The sequence below is a fragment of the Streptomyces sp. CCM_MD2014 genome, from assembly GCF_000772045.1.
In the GTDB taxonomy this organism is placed as follows: Bacteria; Actinomycetota; Actinomycetes; order Streptomycetales; family Streptomycetaceae; genus Streptomyces; species Streptomyces salinarius.
In genome coordinates this window covers 7,018,199-7,032,869 of the sequence record NZ_CP009754.1, presented here as the reverse complement: position 1 = coordinate 7,032,869, position 14,671 = coordinate 7,018,199, and the positions used below count along the sequence as shown (strand labels likewise).

13 protein-coding genes are annotated in these 14,671 nt (G+C 73.9%); 3 read left to right on the top strand and 10 right to left on the bottom strand.

The window, feature by feature from the left end; translation table 11 throughout:
* Window positions 1–90: 90 nt before the first annotated feature.
* From pheT to infC, 7 genes are all read right to left on the bottom strand, one after another.
* Complete coding sequence (pheT, locus tag NI25_RS31330; protein WP_061445675.1) at window positions 91–2,604, bottom strand: phenylalanine--tRNA ligase subunit beta; 2,514 nt, start codon at window positions 2,602–2,604, stop codon at window positions 91–93.
* Complete coding sequence (gene pheS / locus NI25_RS31325) at window positions 2,604–3,725, bottom strand: phenylalanine--tRNA ligase subunit alpha (RefSeq protein ID WP_061445674.1); 1,122 nt, start codon at window positions 3,723–3,725, stop codon at window positions 2,604–2,606. The genes pheT and pheS overlap by 1 nt, the downstream gene beginning before the upstream one ends.
* Window positions 3,726–3,906: 181 nt before the next feature.
* Window positions 3,907–5,055, bottom strand: coding sequence for a sensor histidine kinase (locus NI25_RS31320; RefSeq protein WP_061445673.1), 1,149 nt, complete (start codon window positions 5,053–5,055; stop codon window positions 3,907–3,909).
* 50 nt (window positions 5,056–5,105) lie between these two features.
* Entirely contained in the window at window positions 5,106–5,954 is an 849-nt protein-coding gene (locus NI25_RS31315) for a TrmH family RNA methyltransferase (RefSeq protein WP_061447174.1), read from the bottom strand.
* A 202-nt stretch (window positions 5,955–6,156) separates the two neighbouring features.
* Window positions 6,157–6,540, bottom strand: a complete 384-nt coding sequence (rplT, locus tag NI25_RS31310; RefSeq protein ID WP_003977226.1) for a 50S ribosomal protein L20 — start codon at window positions 6,538–6,540, stop codon at window positions 6,157–6,159.
* 97 nt (window positions 6,541–6,637) lie between these two features.
* Complete coding sequence (rpmI, locus tag NI25_RS31305; RefSeq protein ID WP_003977225.1) at window positions 6,638–6,832, bottom strand: 50S ribosomal protein L35; 195 nt, start codon at window positions 6,830–6,832, stop codon at window positions 6,638–6,640.
* A 113-nt stretch (window positions 6,833–6,945) separates the two neighbouring features.
* A complete protein-coding gene (gene infC, locus NI25_RS31300; protein ID WP_107072140.1) occupies window positions 6,946–7,590 on the bottom strand; it encodes a translation initiation factor IF-3 in 645 nt (214 codons plus the stop codon).
* 384 nt (window positions 7,591–7,974) lie between these two features.
* Here infC and NI25_RS31295 point away from each other — a divergent pair, with 384 nt between their 5' ends.
* Window positions 7,975–8,340: a DUF1844 domain-containing protein gene (locus tag NI25_RS31295; protein ID WP_061445672.1), complete on the top strand. Its 366-nt coding sequence runs from the start codon at window positions 7,975–7,977 to the stop codon at window positions 8,338–8,340.
* Window positions 8,341–8,361: 21 nt separating this feature from the next.
* Here the strand turns inward: NI25_RS31295 and NI25_RS31290 are convergent, their stop codons facing one another.
* Complete coding sequence (locus tag NI25_RS31290) at window positions 8,362–9,093, bottom strand: SseB family protein (protein ID WP_061445671.1); 732 nt, start codon at window positions 9,091–9,093, stop codon at window positions 8,362–8,364.
* A 130-nt stretch (window positions 9,094–9,223) separates the two neighbouring features.
* On the opposite strand from NI25_RS31290, the gene NI25_RS31285 reads away from it, so the two are divergent.
* Window positions 9,224–10,183, top strand: coding sequence for a serine hydrolase (locus tag NI25_RS31285; RefSeq protein ID WP_061445670.1), 960 nt, complete (start codon window positions 9,224–9,226; stop codon window positions 10,181–10,183).
* Between the two features lie 76 nt (window positions 10,184–10,259).
* On the opposite strand, the gene mycP is transcribed toward NI25_RS31285, so the two are convergent.
* Window positions 10,260–11,441 (bottom strand): type VII secretion-associated serine protease mycosin, encoded by a 1,182-nt coding sequence (gene mycP / locus NI25_RS31280; RefSeq protein WP_061445669.1) that lies wholly within the window; start codon window positions 11,439–11,441, stop codon window positions 10,260–10,262.
* Window positions 11,438–12,703, bottom strand: a complete 1,266-nt coding sequence (locus tag NI25_RS40380; RefSeq protein WP_233520790.1) for a hypothetical protein — start codon at window positions 12,701–12,703, stop codon at window positions 11,438–11,440. The genes mycP and NI25_RS40380 overlap by 4 nt, the downstream gene beginning before the upstream one ends.
* A 732-nt stretch (window positions 12,704–13,435) precedes the next feature.
* On the opposite strand from NI25_RS40380, the gene NI25_RS31270 reads away from it, so the two are divergent.
* Window positions 13,436–14,644 (top strand): amino acid deaminase/aldolase, encoded by a 1,209-nt coding sequence (locus NI25_RS31270; RefSeq protein ID WP_061445668.1) that lies wholly within the window; start codon window positions 13,436–13,438, stop codon window positions 14,642–14,644.
* Window positions 14,645–14,671 lie beyond the last annotated feature (27 nt).

Below are 14,671 nucleotides of genomic sequence, written 5' to 3'. Positions count from 1 at the left end.
ACGTCCCTCGAGGGGCGCGGGGAACCGCGCGAGCGACGACGCACCCGCAGCCGCCGAACCGGCAGTAACCCCGCGCCCCTCGGGCGAACCCTAACTACGCAGTACCGCTCCGACCCGCTCGCCCGCGAGGGCGACCGCCGCGTCGCGGGCGGCCGACGCCTCGTCGACCGTCAGCGTCCGGTCCCCGGCGCGGAAGCGCAGCGCGTACGCCAGCGACTTGCGCCCCTCGCCCAGCTGCTCCGCGTTGTCGTACACGTCGAACAGCCGGATGGACTCCAGCAGTTCTCCCGCGCCCTCGCGCAGCGCGGCCTCGACCTCGGACGCCGGGACGAACTCCTCGACGACCAGGGCGACATCCTGCGTCGCGACCGGGAAGGTCGAGATGCCCGGCGCCTGCGGGGTGTCGTCGCCGACCCGCTCCACCGCGTCGAGGTCCAGCTCCATCGCACAGGTCCGCGCGGGCAGACCGAGCGCCTTGAGCACCCGCGGGTGCAGTTCGCCCGCATGCCCGATCACGCGCTCCTCGCCGTCCACGGTGACGGACAGCTCGGCGCAGCGGCCCGGGTGCCACGGCCCGTACTGGCCCTTGCGGACGCCCAGTTCGGCGCCGGCCTCGCGGGCGACCGTGCGGGCGGCCTCCACGGCGTCGGCCCAGTCGGCCGGGCGGCCCTTGCCCCACCAGCCGGCCTGCTCGCGGGCACCGGCCAGGACCACGGCGACGTGCCGGGGCTGGTCGGGCAGCGCGGCGTCCAGCGCGGCGAGGTCGTCCGCGCTCGGGCGCCGGTCCACCGGCAGGTTGGCGGCGATGCGCTGCTCGTCGCGCGGGTGGAAGACCAGGCCGGTCTCGAAGAGCGCCAGGTCGTGCGCGCCCCGGCCGTCGTTGCGGCGCAGCGCGCCCAGCAGGCCGGGCAGCAGCGTGGTCCGCAGCGCGGGCTCCTCGTCGCTGAGCGGGTTGACCAGCTTGACGACACGGCGGGCCGGGTCGTCGGCCTCCAGGCCGAGCTGGTCGAAGACCTGCTCGCCGACGAACGGGTAGTTCAGCGCCTCGACGTACCCGGCACCGGCCAGGGCCCGCCCGACGCGGCGGTGCAGCCGCTGGCGGGCGGTCAGGCCGCGGCCGGCCGGGGGCCGGGGCAGCGTGGAGGGCAGGTTCTCGTAGCCCTCCAGGCGGATGACCTCTTCGGCCAGGTCGTTGATGTCGTCGAGGTCGGGCCGCCAGGACGGGACCGTGACGATCAGCTCGTCCTGCCCGTACACGTCGCAGCCGACCTCCTGGAGGCGGCGTACGACGGTCTCGCGGCCGTAGGTCACGCCCGCGACCTTGTCCGGGTGGTCGGCCGCCACGGTGATCGTGTGCGGCACGGGCGGCGCGCTGATCTCGGTGACGCCGGACTCGGCGGTGCCGCCCGCGAGCAGCACGAGGAGGTCGACGGTGCGCTGCGCGGCAGCGGCGGCGGCCTGCGGGTCGACGCCGCGCTCGAAGCGGCGGGACGCCTCCGAGGACAGCTTGTGGCGGCGGGCGGTGCGCGCGATGGCCACCTGGTCGAAGTGGGCGGCCTCGATGACCACGTCGCTCGTCGCCTTCTCGGCGTCGCCGTGGTCGGCGATCTCCGTGTCGGCGCCGCCCATGACGCCCGCGAGGCCGATGGGGCCGCGGTCGTCGGTGATGACCAGGTCCTCGGCGTGCAGCTTCCGCTCGACTCCGTCGAGGGTGACGATCTTCTCGCCCTCCTCGGCCCGGCGCACGCCGATGGTGCCCTGGACCAGTGAGCGGTCGTAGGCGTGCAGGGGCTGGCCCAGCTCCATCATCACGTAGTTGGTGACGTCGACGGCGAGCGAGATCGGGCGCATGCCGACCTTCTGGAGCCGGCGCTGGAGCCAGATCGGGGAGCGGGCCTCGGGGCTGAGGCCGGTCACGGTGCGGGCGGTGAAGCGGTCGCAGCCGGTGGGGTCGGCGACCTTCACCGGGTAGCCGTAGGCGTTCGGCGCGGGCACGTCGAGCAGCGCCGGGTCGCGCAGCGGCAGGCCGTAGGCGATGGCGGCCTCGCGGGCGACGCCGCGGATGGACAGGCAGTCGCCGCGGTTGGCGGTGACGGCGATGTCCAGCACCTCGTCGACCAGCTCGAGCAGGTCGATGGCGTCCTTGCCGACCTCGGTCTCCGGCGGCAGCACGATGATGCCGTGGGTGCCGTCGTCGCCCATGCCCAGCTCGTCGCTGGAGCAGATCATGCCGTGGGAGACCTTGCCGTAGGTCTTGCGGGCGCTGATCGAGAAGCCGCCGGGCAGGGTGGCGCCGGGCAGGACCACGACGACCTTGTCGCCGACGGCGAAGTTGCGGGCGCCGCAGACGATCTCCTGCGGCTCACCGGTGCCGTTGGCCCGGCCGACGTCCACGGTGCAGAACCGGATCGGCTTCTTGAAGCCCTCCAGCTCCTCGATGGTCAGCACCTGGCCGACGACGAGGGGGCCCTTGAGGTCGGCACCCAGGTGCTCGACGGTCTCGACCTCGAGGCCGGCCGAAATCAGCTTGGCCTGCACGTCGCGGCCGGTCTCGGTGGCCGGCAGGTCGACGTACTCCCGCAGCCAGGAAAGCGGGACCCGCATCAGATCTCCATCCCGAACGGCCGAGTGAACCGGACGTCACCCTCGACCATGTCTCGCATGTCCTCGACGTTGTGGCGGAACATCAGCATCCGCTCGATGCCGAACCCGAAGGCGAAGCCGCTGTACTTCTCGGGGTCGACGCCGCAGGCGGTGAGCACCCGCGGGTTGACCATGCCGCAGCCGCCGAGCTCGATCCAGCCCTCGCTGGAGCAGGTGCGGCAGGGCCGGTCGGGGTTGCCGACGGACGCGCCCTTGCAGACGTAGCAGAGCATGTCCATCTCGGCGGACGGCTCGGTGAAGGGGAAGAAGTTCGGCCTGAGCCGGGTCTTCATCTCCGCGCCGAACAGCGACTGGACCATGTGGTCCAGGGTGCCCTTGAGGTCCGCCATGGTCAGGCCCTCGTCGATGGCGAGCAGCTCGACCTGGTGGAAGACGGGGGTGTGCGTGGCGTCCAGCTCGTCGGTGCGGTACACGCGGCCGGGGCAGATCACGTAGACCGGCAGCTCGCGCGAGAGCGCGGAGCGGATCTGCACGGGCGAGGTGTGGGTGCGCAGCACGACGCCGGACTCGGAGCCGCCCTCGGGACCGGCCACGAAGAAGGTGTCGGCCTCGCCGCGGGCCGGGTGGTCCGGTCCGATGTTGAGGGCGTCGAAGTTGAACCACTCGGTCTCGACCTCGGGGCCCTCGGCGACCTCGTAGCCCATGGCGACGAAGATGTCCTCGATGCGCTCGGAGAGCGTGGTGAGCGGGTGGCGGGCGCCGGCCGGTACGCGGTCGTAGGGCAGCGTGACGTCCACGGCCTCCTCGACCAGGACACGTGCGTCGCGCTCGGCCTCCAGCTCGGCCTGGCGGGCGGCCAGCGCCTTGTTCACGGCGCCGCGGGCCATGCCGACGCGCTTGCCGGCCTCGGCCTTGGCCTGCGGGGGCAGGGCGCCGATCTCGCGGTTGGCCAGTGCCAGCGGGGAGGTGCCGCCGGTGTGGGCGACCTTGGCCTCCTGGAGCGCGTCGAGGGAGTCCGCGGCGGCGAAGGCGGCGAGCGCCTCGTCCCGCATGCGCTCGATCTCTTCCGGTTTCAACGCCTCGACCTCGACAGGGTCGTACGACTTATTCGGTGCCGACATCTCTTCCCGTGCTTCCGATTGGCTGGCTGGGACGCCCCGTCTACGGTCCCCAGACGGCGCGGAGACGCTTCGTCGACGCTTCGTCTGCGGATCTGGACGCAAAGGTGCCAAAGACCGAGTCTAACGGGGCTGTGGAACGCTGATGACGCCCGTGGGGGCCGTCGGCCGTCTCAGGTGCTTGTCAGCTGAGGTACGCCGGTGCCGCCACGGGCAGCGTAAATCGGAACTCGGCGCCGCCGCCGGGGGCGCGGCCGACCGTGATGGTGCCGCCGTGGGCCTCGACGATGCCCTTGACGATGTACAGCCCGAGGCCGGTGCCGCCGCGCTTGCTGCCCCGCCAGAAGCGGGTGAAGACGCGGTTCATGGACTCCTCCGGGATGCCCGCCCCCTCGTCGCTCACCGTGACCGACGTGCCGGTGTCCTCCCCCTCGCGGGGCGACGCCGTGGGCGTGATGTCAATGGTGACGGTTCCCTCGCCGTGCCGCACCGCATTTTCCAGCAGGTTGCTGAGCACCTGGTCGACCTTGTCGGGGTCGGCCCACAGGTCGGGCAGCGGCTGCGCGAGCCGGAGCAGGAAACGGTCGGCCTCCTGGCCCGCGGCGACGTACGCCTGGATGTGCCGGCCCACGGCGGCACCGATGTCGACGGGCTGGCGGCGCACCTCGAGCCGGCCGGAGTCGATGCGTGAGATGTCGAGCAGTTCGGCGATGAGCCGGGTGACCCGGTCGGCGTCGGCGTCGACGGTCTCCAGCATCAGCCGCTTCTGGTCGTCGGTGAACCTCTCCCACTTGGCCAGCAGCGTGGCCGTGAAGCCCTTGACGGAGGTGAGGGGGGAGCGCAGTTCGTGGGCGACGGTGGCGATCAGCTCGGCATGGCTGCGCTCGGTACGGCGGCGGGCCTCGGTGTCGCGCAGGGTGACGACGACGCGGTGGACGGGGCCGAGGGGCTCGGTGCGCACGTAGCGGGCGGTGACCAGGACCTCGCGGCCACCGGGGAGCAGGAGGTTGCGCTCGGGCTGGCGGACGCGGATGGCGAGGCCGCCGTAGGGGTCGGTGAGCTGCCACCAGCGCCGCCCCTCCAGGTCCTCCAGGGGCAGCGCGCTCTCCAAGGGCCGTCCGAGGGCTTCGGCGGCCGGGGTGGCGGTAATACGGGCGGCGGCGGCGTTGAAGCAGACCACCCGCCCGTGCTCGTCCGCGACGACCAGTCCGTCGGGCAGCTGGTCCGGATCGACGCCGAGGCCGGCGGGAGCGGCGAGATCGCCGGGAGCACGGGGCGCGGGCGGACGCGGCGCGCCCCCTGCTCCCGGTGCGCTGCTCGTGCCGACGCTCATCCCCGTACCCCACCTCTCAACCGCGCAGGGGCCCTGAGCTGGTCACCCTACTAGCTCGTGGTGACGGAGCGGCACCCTCCGGCGGCGCGCTGTGCACGCGCCGACGCGTAGAGACATACGGCGGCGGCGGTCGCCAGGTTCAGACTCTCGGCCTTCCCGTGGATCGGGACGCGCAGCACGGCGTCGGTGAGGGCGCGGGTCTCCTCCGGGAGCCCCCAGGCCTCGTTGCCGAACACCCAGGCGGTGGGCCCGCCCATGGTGCCGGCGTCCAGCTCGGCGTCGAGGTCGTGCTCGCCCGCACCGTCGGCGGCCAGGACCCGGACCCCGGCGTCCCGCAGCCCGGCGACGGCCCGCTCGACCGGTACGCCGACGGCGACCGGCAGGTGGAACAGGGAGCCGACGGAGGCGCGTACGGCCTTGGGGTTGTACAGGTCGACGGAGGCGTCGGTGAGCACGACCGCCTCGGCGCCGGCGGCGTCGGCACAGCGCAGCACGGTCCCGGCGTTGCCGGGGTCCCGGACGTGCGCGAGGACGGCGACCAGCTTGGGCCGCGCGGCGAGGATCTCCTCGAACGGCGTGTCCAGGAACCGGCAGACCCCGACCAGACCCTGCGGCGTGACGGTGGTGGAGATGTCCTGGATCACCGCGTCGTCGGCGAGATGCACCCGCGCGCCCACCTCACGGGCGGCCCCGACGATGTCGGCGTACCGCTCGGCGGCCTCGACGGTGGCGAACAGCTCGACCAGCGTCTCCCCGTACCCGGCGGCCTCCCGCACGGCCTGCGGCCCCTCGGCCAGGAACAACCGCTCCTTCCCCCGGAAGTTCCGCTTCCCGAGCCGCCGCGCGGCGGCGACACGGGGGGAACGGGGGGAGATCAGCTCGGGGGCGGCGGGCGCCATGTGTTCCATCACCTTCACAAATGTCTCAACGCGGGGTGCGGCTGTCTCGCCGCAAAGAGCAACGCCCCAGGGGCGCCGGGAACTGCGCGACCAGCCACCACGAACCCGCAGCCGGGAACGGACAGTACCGGGCGGCAACCGAAGGGACCCGCAGGCTCACAGCCTGCGGGTCCCTTCAACTACGGCTCAAGCCGGCGCAGCGTCACGCCGCCTTCGGCGCGTTCACATCGCTCGGCAGCGCCTTCTGCGCGACCTCGACGAGCGCGGCGAAGGCGTTCGGGTCGTTGACGGCCAGCTCGGCGAGGATCTTGCGGTCGACCTCGACGTTGGCGGCCTTCAGGCCCTGGATGAAGCGGTTGTACGTGATGCCGTTGGCGCGGGCAGCGGCGTTGATGCGCTGGATCCACAGCTGGCGGAAGTCACCCTTGCGCTTCTTGCGGTCGTTGTAGTTGTAGACCAGCGAGTGGGTGACCTGCTCCTTGGCCTTGCGGTACAGGCGCGAACGCTGACCGCGGTAGCCGGAGGCCTGCTCGAGGATCGCCCGGCGCTTCTTGTGGGCGTTGACTGCCCGCTTGACGCGTGCCACTTGTTAACTCCTTGTAGCGGGGCCGCGGTGGTCCTCACGCGGCCCGGTATCGATTGGGTCCCGGTCCTGCCGTACGGCGCTCAGTGGCGCCCGTACGTCACTTGCCGAGAAGCTTCTTGATCTTCGCGGCGTCGCCCGGGGCCATCTCGGCGTTGCCGGTGAGGCGACGCGTCACGCGGGACGACTTGTGCTCGAGCAGGTGGCGCTTGCCGGCGCGCTCACGGAGCACCTTGCCGGAGCCGGTGATCTTGAAGCGCTTGCTGGCACCGCTGTGCGACTTGTTCTTCGGCATAGCGCCGTTCTCTCCTCGTCGGTGGCGCTCCGGTGCCCGGTCGTGAAACCGGGCACGGTGTGGAGCGTCGCTCTTGTATCGGTTGTGTCCTGGGGACTGGCGGCCCCCCGGGGTCACGCTTCGGCGGGCGCCTCGGCCGGGGCCTCGGCTTCGGCCTCCGCGGCGTTCTGCGACTTGCCGGGGTTCGCCTTCGCGTCCGCCTTGCGCGCTTCCTGCGCCTGGCGGGCCTCGGCCATCGCCTCGGTCTTCTTCTTGTGCGGACCGAGGACCATGATCATGTTCCGGCCGTCCTGCTTCGGGTTCGACTCCACGAAGCCGAGGTCCTGGACGTCCTCCGCGAGACGCTGCAGCAGTCGGTAGCCGAGCTCCGGCCGGGACTGCTCGCGACCACGGAACATGATCGTGATCTTGACCTTGTCGCCCTGCTTGAGGAACCGGACGACGTGACCCTTCTTGGTGTCATAGTCGTGCGGGTCGATCTTCGGCCGGAGCTTCATCTCCTTGATGACCGTGTGCGCCTGGTTCTTGCGCGCCTCACGGGCCTTCATGGCCGACTCGTACTTGAACTTCCCGTAGTCCATGAGCTTGCACACGGGCGGACGGGCGTTCGCCGCGACCTCGACGAGGTCGAGGTCGTACTCCTGCGCAAGCTCCAGGGCCTTGGCAAGCGGGACAATCCCGACCTGCTCGCCGCTGGGACCGACAAGTCGCACCTCGGGAACGCGAATCCGGTCGTTGATGCGGGGCTCGGCGCTGATGGATCCTCCTCGGTAGCACCACGCGACGGTCTGGCGGACAGCCGCGTAACGTCTGTGTTCGATAGACCTAACCGCGCCGGCGCACAAAAAATGCCCCGGACGATCACAGGCGGAGCTCCTCGAACTGCTACCGGAGCACCGCCGCGATGACCGCGGGGCGCGATTTCGGGCTGGTCACCGCCGCTGGGACGGGACCGCCTGACCGGTGACCCGCCGTCCTGAGGACGGCCAGGTGGGAGTTCGAAGCCTCCACTTGTGGGCCGGATTCGCCGCCGTGGGCGTACGTGTCCGACCGGTCGTTACACAAGGTTAGCAGCTCGGCGGGGGAAGGGCTAACCGAGTCCGGGTGGGGCCCGCTCCCCCGCTGCGCCTATCGTGTGCGGCATGAGTGAGACCCCTCCCGAATCCTCGGCGAATCCCGACTTCGACGCCATGACCCGCGACATCGCCGAGGTCCCGGCGGTCGAGGTGATCGTGACGGTCGCCGTCAACCTGATGAGCGCCGCCGCCGTGAAGCTGGGCCTGACCGAGGAGGGCGAGGACCACAAGGACCTGGACGAGGCCCGCAAGCTGGTCCACGCACTGGCCGGCCTGCTGGACGCGACCGCGACCGAGATCAGCTCGTTCCACGCGGCCCCGCTGCGCGACGGCCTCAAGTCGCTCCAGCTGGCCTTCCGCGAGGCCTCGCTCGTCCCGGACGAGCCGGGCCAGGGCCCGGGCGAGAAGTACACGGGCGCGGTCTACGGCTGACCGCCGCCCGCTGACCCGCGGCTACCCCCGCACGTACAAGGGCTCGCCCGGCGGCGTCGCCCCGGCCGGCAGCAGTGCCAGGTCGAGGCCGCGCACCAGGCGGGCCCTCAGTGTGTCGTCGGCGGCCAGCCGCTCGGCGACCGCGCGGGCCGCCTTCGCCGCGTCGGCGTCCGGGTCGAGGACCAGCGCCAGGGTGCCGTCGGCCCGTCCCGGCCCGAGGTGGGCGCGGAGCACGGCGGGCTCGTCGGCGAGGGCGGCGCGCACGGCCCCGGCCACGGCAGGGTCGGCGAGCGGGTCGGTCGTCGTACGCCCCTCGGCCAGCGCCAGCAGGACCTGCCCGGTCAGCTCGAACGCCACCGGCCCCGCCAGGTCCAGGACGACGGTGTCCGCCTTCTCGTGCGCGGCGGCCTCCAGTGCCTGGTGCACGGGTACGGCGACGGGGCGGGCGGCGGGGTCCCAGCGGGCGAGCGACGCGGTGGACGTGAACGCGGGGAGCGCGGTGCGGTCGCCGGCCTTCAGGGTCGGTACGGCCATGTCGCTGGTCTTCTCCCGGCGCAGCCCGTTCTCGTCCTCCTCCACCTCACCGAGTACGGCGACGACGGGTACCAGCAGCCGGGCGCCCTTGAGCGCCTCGAGGACCGGCGCCACGGCGGTGCGGTCCTCGGCCCAGGCGGCGAGCGCGGCGCTCAGCCGGGGGTCGGCGGTGCCGTCGTCGTCGGAGAAGGCGGAGTCGGGGATGTTCTTGTTCGCCACGGTTCCCGACCCTATCGGGGCGCGGGCACGGCGCTTCCCACCGGCCTCTCAGGGATCTCTGACTCATCTCTGACCCGGTTTTCACCTCCGGCCCACGCTCCGCACAGCAACCGCCTGGACGATCGCCGCCATGGCATCCTCCAGAGCCCGGCGGGCACGGCGGCGGCCCTCCCGGACACGGCCCGCCCTGATCGCGTGCGCCGTCGTCGGCGCCACGGCCGCCGGCGCGGTGTACTGGCAGGGCCACGCACGCCCGGGCGCGGGCGGCGCCGTATCGTCGGCGTCCTCGGCACCCTCGGGCGGGGAGGAAGCGGTGGAGACGGCCGGGCCGGCGGAGGACGGTGACGCGCGGCTGGCGGCCGCCATGGCGTCGGTGACGGTGGCGGACGGCGCAGAGGTGTCGGTGGCGGTGCTGGACCCGGACTCCGGCGGGAGCGCCGCGTACGGCACGGGCGCCTACGACACGGCGAGCATCGTGAAGGTCGACATTCTGGCGGCGTTGCTGCTCCAGGCCCAGGACGCGGGGCGCTCTCTGACGGCCGCGGAGAAGACGTACGCCGCCGCGATGATCGAGAACAGCGACAACGAGTCGGCGTCGGCGCTGTGGCGGGCGATCGGGACGGCCGGCGGACTCGACGCCGCGAACGCGCGCTTCGGCCTGACGGGGACGACGGGCGGCGACGGCCCGCTGTGGGGACTGACGCGGACCACGGCGGCCGACCAGGTCACGCTGTTGCGCCAGGTGTTCGTCGCCGACGGCTCGGAGCTGACCGCGGCCTCACGGGCTTACGTACGGGAGCTGATGGAGCGGATCGCCGCCGGTCAGCGGTGGGGCGTGTCGGCGGCGGCCGACGGGTCCGGCGGGACGGGCGGTAGCGGGTGGGCGCTGAAGAACGGCTGGCTGCGCCGCAGCACCACCGGGCTGTGGGTGGTCAACAGCATCGGGCGGGTCGAGTCCGGTGGCCACGGCTACCTGGTGGCGGTGGTGTCGCGGGGCAGCGGCACGCAGGCGGAGGGGATCGCGCTGACCGAGGCGGCGGCGCGGGCGGCGGTGGGCGTGTTCACGGACGAGAGCTCCGAGGGCCCCTAGTGGCTGCTCCGGGGTGAGGGTGAACATCCCTCGTGGGCGCTCCGGGTGAGGACCCCTGGGTGGCGGCTCCGGGTGATCAGAGGTCGTCGGGGTGTTCGCGGCGGCCTCGCCACAGGACCACGGCCGCCACCACCAGGACGCCGCCCGCGCCGCCGGCCAGCGGGGCGGCCCAGGCCGAGGTGTCGTCGTCGGAGTCGGGGGCGTCGGGTCCCGGGCCGAAGTACTCGTCGCCGTACGCCGCCGCCCTGAGACCCTCGGGCTTCAGCCGTCCGGCGGCCTTCATGGCGGCGACCGGGTCGACGAAGCCGAAACCGCGGGAGTCGTCGCGTCCCTCGGCCGGGGCGTTGCGGGCGGTGTCCTCCAGGAGGGACTTGACCTGGGCCGGGGTGAGGTCGGGGTGGGCCGCCTTCACCAGGGCGGCCGCCCCGGAGACGAAGGCGGAGGCGGCACTGGTGCCCCAGCCCTCGTAGTAGCGGTGGTCGGGGTCGGCGATGATCACGTCGACGCCGGGGGCGCTGACCGTGGCGTACCAGCGGCGGGTGGAGAAGGAGGCCCGGGTGCCGTAGCGGTCGACGGCGGTCGCGGCGATCACGCCCGGATAGGCGGCCGGGTAGGAGACGTGGTCGCCCAGCTCGCCGCCGTTGCCCGCCGAGGCGACGACGACCACGCCCTTCTTCAGGGCGTACTGGATGGCCTCGTCCTCGGCGGGCTCGGGGTGGGCGGAGGCGGAGTCGTCGCCGAGGGAGAGGTTGATGATGTCGGCGCCGTGGTCGGCGGCCCAGCGGATGCCCTCGGCCAGGGCGTTGCCGCGGGTCTTGCGGGCCTTGGCGCGGGAGGGGTCGCCGTCCTCCAGGATCACGCGCACGGGCAGGATCTTGGCCTCGGGGGCGATGCCCATGACGCCCTCGGCGTTGCCGGGGCCGTGCCCGTGACCGGCGATGATCCCGGCCATGGCGGTGCCGTGCCGGGCCCAGGAGCGGTCGCCCTCGCTCGCCCCGAAGCCGACCAGGTCCTTGCCGGTGAGCACGTTGCCGGCCAGGTCCGGATGGTCGGCCTCGACGCCGGTGTCCAGGACGGCGACGGTGATGCCCGCGCCCTTGGTGGTGCGCCACGCCTCCTGGGTGTGGAGGGCACCCAGGGCCCACTGCTGGGCGCGGATGCCGTCGGCGTGCGCGGGGGACGCCGGGACGAGGGCGAGCGCGGCGGCGAGGAGGAGGCTCAGCGCCCCGCTCCCGCGGCGGATGTCTGCGGGGGTCACGACGGGTGCTCCGTGGGGGCGCCGACGTTCTTGCGCAGGGCGCGTTCGACGCGGTCGGCGAGGCCCTGCGCCTCGTGGCCGAGGCCGGCCTGGGCGGGGGCCGACGTGGCACCCGACTCGATGGCCTCCTCGGCGGGTTCGGGTTCGTCGACGGTGCGGTCGTCGGCCCAGCCGGAGACGGCGTAGACGACGACGGGGGCGTCGGTGAGCACGGAAACGGTCCATGAGGCCCGCTGCGGGGGGCCGAAGCCCTCGGCGACCGTGTCCTTCGCCGCGTACGGCAGGGGCATGAGGTCGGTCCGGCGGCCGAGGCCCTCCTTCTCGAAGCGGCCCGCCAGCGAGGTCATGGCGGCGGCGTCGGCCTTGGTGAAGAGCAGGCCGACGGTGGTGACGTAGCTCTGGGTGGCGTCGGTGTACGTGGCGCGCAGCAGGCGGGAGCAGCCGACCGGGTCGAGCACCTTGGCGAGGAGCCGGTCGAAGGCGCCGGCGCAGTCGCCGTCCGGAGCCACGGCGACCCGGGTCCAGGTGCGGTCGGCTCCGCCGGGGCCCGCGCCCTTGCCCTGGACTGTGGGCGGGAAAAGCTGGTCTACGGGCACGCTGTGCCACAGCTCCCCGGCCTCGGCGTACGCGCTGCGCGCGCCGTCGTCACCGGAGTCCCCGGCGAGCCAGCTGCCGGTGACGGCTCCGGTGAGCAGTCCCACGCCGAGCACGAGGCAGACGGCGGCGGCGAGGGCCTGCGGCCTCGGGCGACCGCCGAGCGGACGGGGCCGGGCCGGTCCGTCGTATCCCTCGGGCACGCCGAAGGAGATCCGGGGGCGCGCGCCGTTCGGGAACGCCGGGGCGTCCGGGGTGCTCCAGGAAAGGGCGGGGTCGGGGGTGGCGGGGGCCGGTCGTGGGGCGGGGAGCGGTGTCCCGGCCGCCGGTTCCGGTGTCGCGTCCTCCGCCGGGTCCGCGGGGATCGGGCGCAGGCGGGCGGTGGTCTCGTTCGGTGTCTCGGCGGGGGCACCGGGACGGTGGGGCGGCGTCTGCGGTACCCCGCCGCCGCGCGGGACCTCACGGCCGACGGTCGGCGCGGTGTCGGGGAAGCGGGCGGAGGCTCGGGGTGGCGCGGGGTCCTCCGTCCGGGAGTCACCGGACCGGGAGGCACCGAGCCGGAAGCGCGGGTAGCGGGTCCGGGCACCGGAGCCCTCGGAGTCGCCGGGGATCCCGGCCCGTCCGTCGTCCGGGGGGACGGCCCCGTCGGAACCATCCGTGCGCTGCATCGGAGTGGCGGAGGAGGACGCTCCGCCGGGCCCTCGCGACTCCCCCCGCGCGGCAGCGGACCCGCCGCCGCGCTCCCCCGGGCGCGGCGCGGGGCCCGCGCCCGGCGGTGTCTGCGGGCTGGACGGGACGGCGGGAGGGACGCAGGCACCGGCCACCGCCGCGGGGCCCGCCCCCGGCCGCGCACCGGGGCGGGGCGGCGTCCCGGGCCGGGGGCGGGGCTCGGGAGACGGCGGCGTGTCGGGACGCGACGGCGTCTCGGCGCGCGACGGGACCCCGGGGCCGGCCGGTGTCTCGGTGCGCGGCGGGGTGGCAGGGCGGGGTGGAGGCTCCGGGCTCGGCGGCGTCTGAGGGCGGGGAGGCGTTCCGGGAGGCGGCGGGGTGGCAGGGCGGGGTGGGGTGTCGGGGTGCGGGGGGAGGGAGGCGCGGCGCGCTTCCGTGCTCATGCACCCCCCGTTTCCTCGGGCCCGGGCCGTTTCTCCGACGCGGGCCGGTGGTGTGGTCTCCTGCCCCGGCCCGGTGCGGAACCGATCCGTCCCGGGCACGCATACCCGCACGGCAGGGCCGCCATCCCGGCACGGGCTGCGGCGCCCTGCCGCCGGGTCCGGGCCCGTCGTGCGTGCGCGTCACTCTACGGCGTGACCCGGCCGGAGGGGGAACCAGTCCACGCGCCCGTGGCATTGGCCCGGATCGTCCCCCTACCCTGCGGTAATCCTGTCTGGCAGGCTGCGTCCATGACCGCACGCGCCGCCGACCGGGCCCGCTACGACCGGGCCACCGCCCATCTGGACGCCCCCGTGGCGATCGTGGACCTGGAGGCCTTCGACGCCAACGCGGAGGACCTGGTCCGCCGCGCCGGCGGCAAGCCGATCCGGGTCGCGAGCAAGTCCGTACGCTGTCGTGCGCTGCTGGAACGGGCCCTGGCCAGGGACGGTTTCGCGGGCGTCATGTCGTTCACGCTGGCCGAGTCCCTGTGGCTGGCGCGCTCCGGTTTCGAGGACGTCCTGCTCGCCTATCCGTCGGCGGACCGCGCCGGGTACGCGGAGCTGACCGCCGACCCGAAGCTCGCCTCCGCCGTGACCGTGATGATCGACGACTCGGCGCAGCTGGACCTCGTCGACGCCGCGCGCGACGGCGACGGCGGCCGGGAAGTCGTGCGGGTGTGCCTGGAGTTGGACACCTCGCTGCGGCTGTTCGGGGGCCGGGTGCGGGTGGGGGCGCGGCGCTCGCCGCTGCACTCCCCCTCCGAGGTCGCCGGCCTGGCCCGCGCGGTGGCCCGTCGGCCCGGGTTCGAGGTCGTCGGCATCATGGCGTACGAGGGTCATGTGGCCGGCGTCGGGGACGCGGTCGCGGGGCATCCGTTCCGGTCGCGTGCCGTGCGGCTGATGCAGGCCGCCGCGCGGCGGGAACTCGCCGAGCGCCGGGCCGCGGTGGTGCGGGCGGTCCGGGCCGTGGTGCCCGGCCTGGAGTTCGTCAACGGCGGCGGCACGGGCAGCGTGCAGCACACCGCCGCGGAGGACGCGGTCACCGAGATCGCCGCCGGGTCCGGCCTGTACGTGCCGCGGCTGTTCGACAACTACACGTCGTTCCGCGGCCGTCCCGCGGCGCTGTTCGCGCAGCCCGTCGTACGGCGGCCCGGCGTCGGGGCCGTGACCGTGCTCGGGGGCGGATATCCGGCCTCCGGCGCGGCCGGCGCCGACCGGCTGCCGGTGCCGTATCTGCCCGAGGGGCTGCGCTACGACCCCCAGGAGGGCGCCGGCGAGGTCCAGACGCCGCTGCTGGGCTCGCCCGCCGACGACCTGCTCATCGGCGACAAGGTGTGGTTCCGGCACGCCAAGGCGGGGGAGCTGTGCGAGCGGTTCGACGCGCTGCACCTGGTGGAGGGGGACACGGTGACGGCGACGGTGCCGACGTACCGGGGCGAGGGGCACACCTTTCTCTGATCCTCCGGCGTGCTCCCCGGTGCGGGG

Bases quoted from the DNA above. Each gene is read 5' to 3' on its own strand.
- pheT (WP_061445675.1), bottom strand. From the start codon at position 2,604: ATGCGGGTCCCGCTTTCCTGGCTGCGGGAGTACGTCGACCTGCCGGCC.
- pheS (WP_061445674.1), bottom strand. From the start codon at position 3,725: ATGTCGGCACCGAATAAGTCGTACGACCCTGTCGAGGTCGAGGCGTTG.
- NI25_RS31320 (WP_061445673.1), bottom strand. From the start codon at position 5,055: ATGAGCGTCGGCACGAGCAGCGCACCGGGAGCAGGGGGCGCGCCGCGT.
- NI25_RS31315 (WP_061447174.1), bottom strand. From the start codon at position 5,954: ATGGCGCCCGCCGCCCCCGAGCTGATCTCCCCCCGTTCCCCCCGTGTC.
- rpmI (WP_003977225.1), bottom strand. From the start codon at position 6,832: ATGCCGAAGAACAAGTCGCACAGCGGTGCCAGCAAGCGCTTCAAGATC.
- NI25_RS31295 (WP_061445672.1), top strand. From the start codon at position 7,975: ATGAGTGAGACCCCTCCCGAATCCTCGGCGAATCCCGACTTCGACGCC.
- NI25_RS31285 (WP_061445670.1), top strand. From the start codon at position 9,224: ATGGCATCCTCCAGAGCCCGGCGGGCACGGCGGCGGCCCTCCCGGACA.
- NI25_RS40380 (WP_233520790.1), bottom strand. From the start codon at position 12,703: ATGCAGCGCACGGATGGTTCCGACGGGGCCGTCCCCCCGGACGACGGA.
- NI25_RS31270 (WP_061445668.1), top strand. From the start codon at position 13,436: ATGACCGCACGCGCCGCCGACCGGGCCCGCTACGACCGGGCCACCGCC.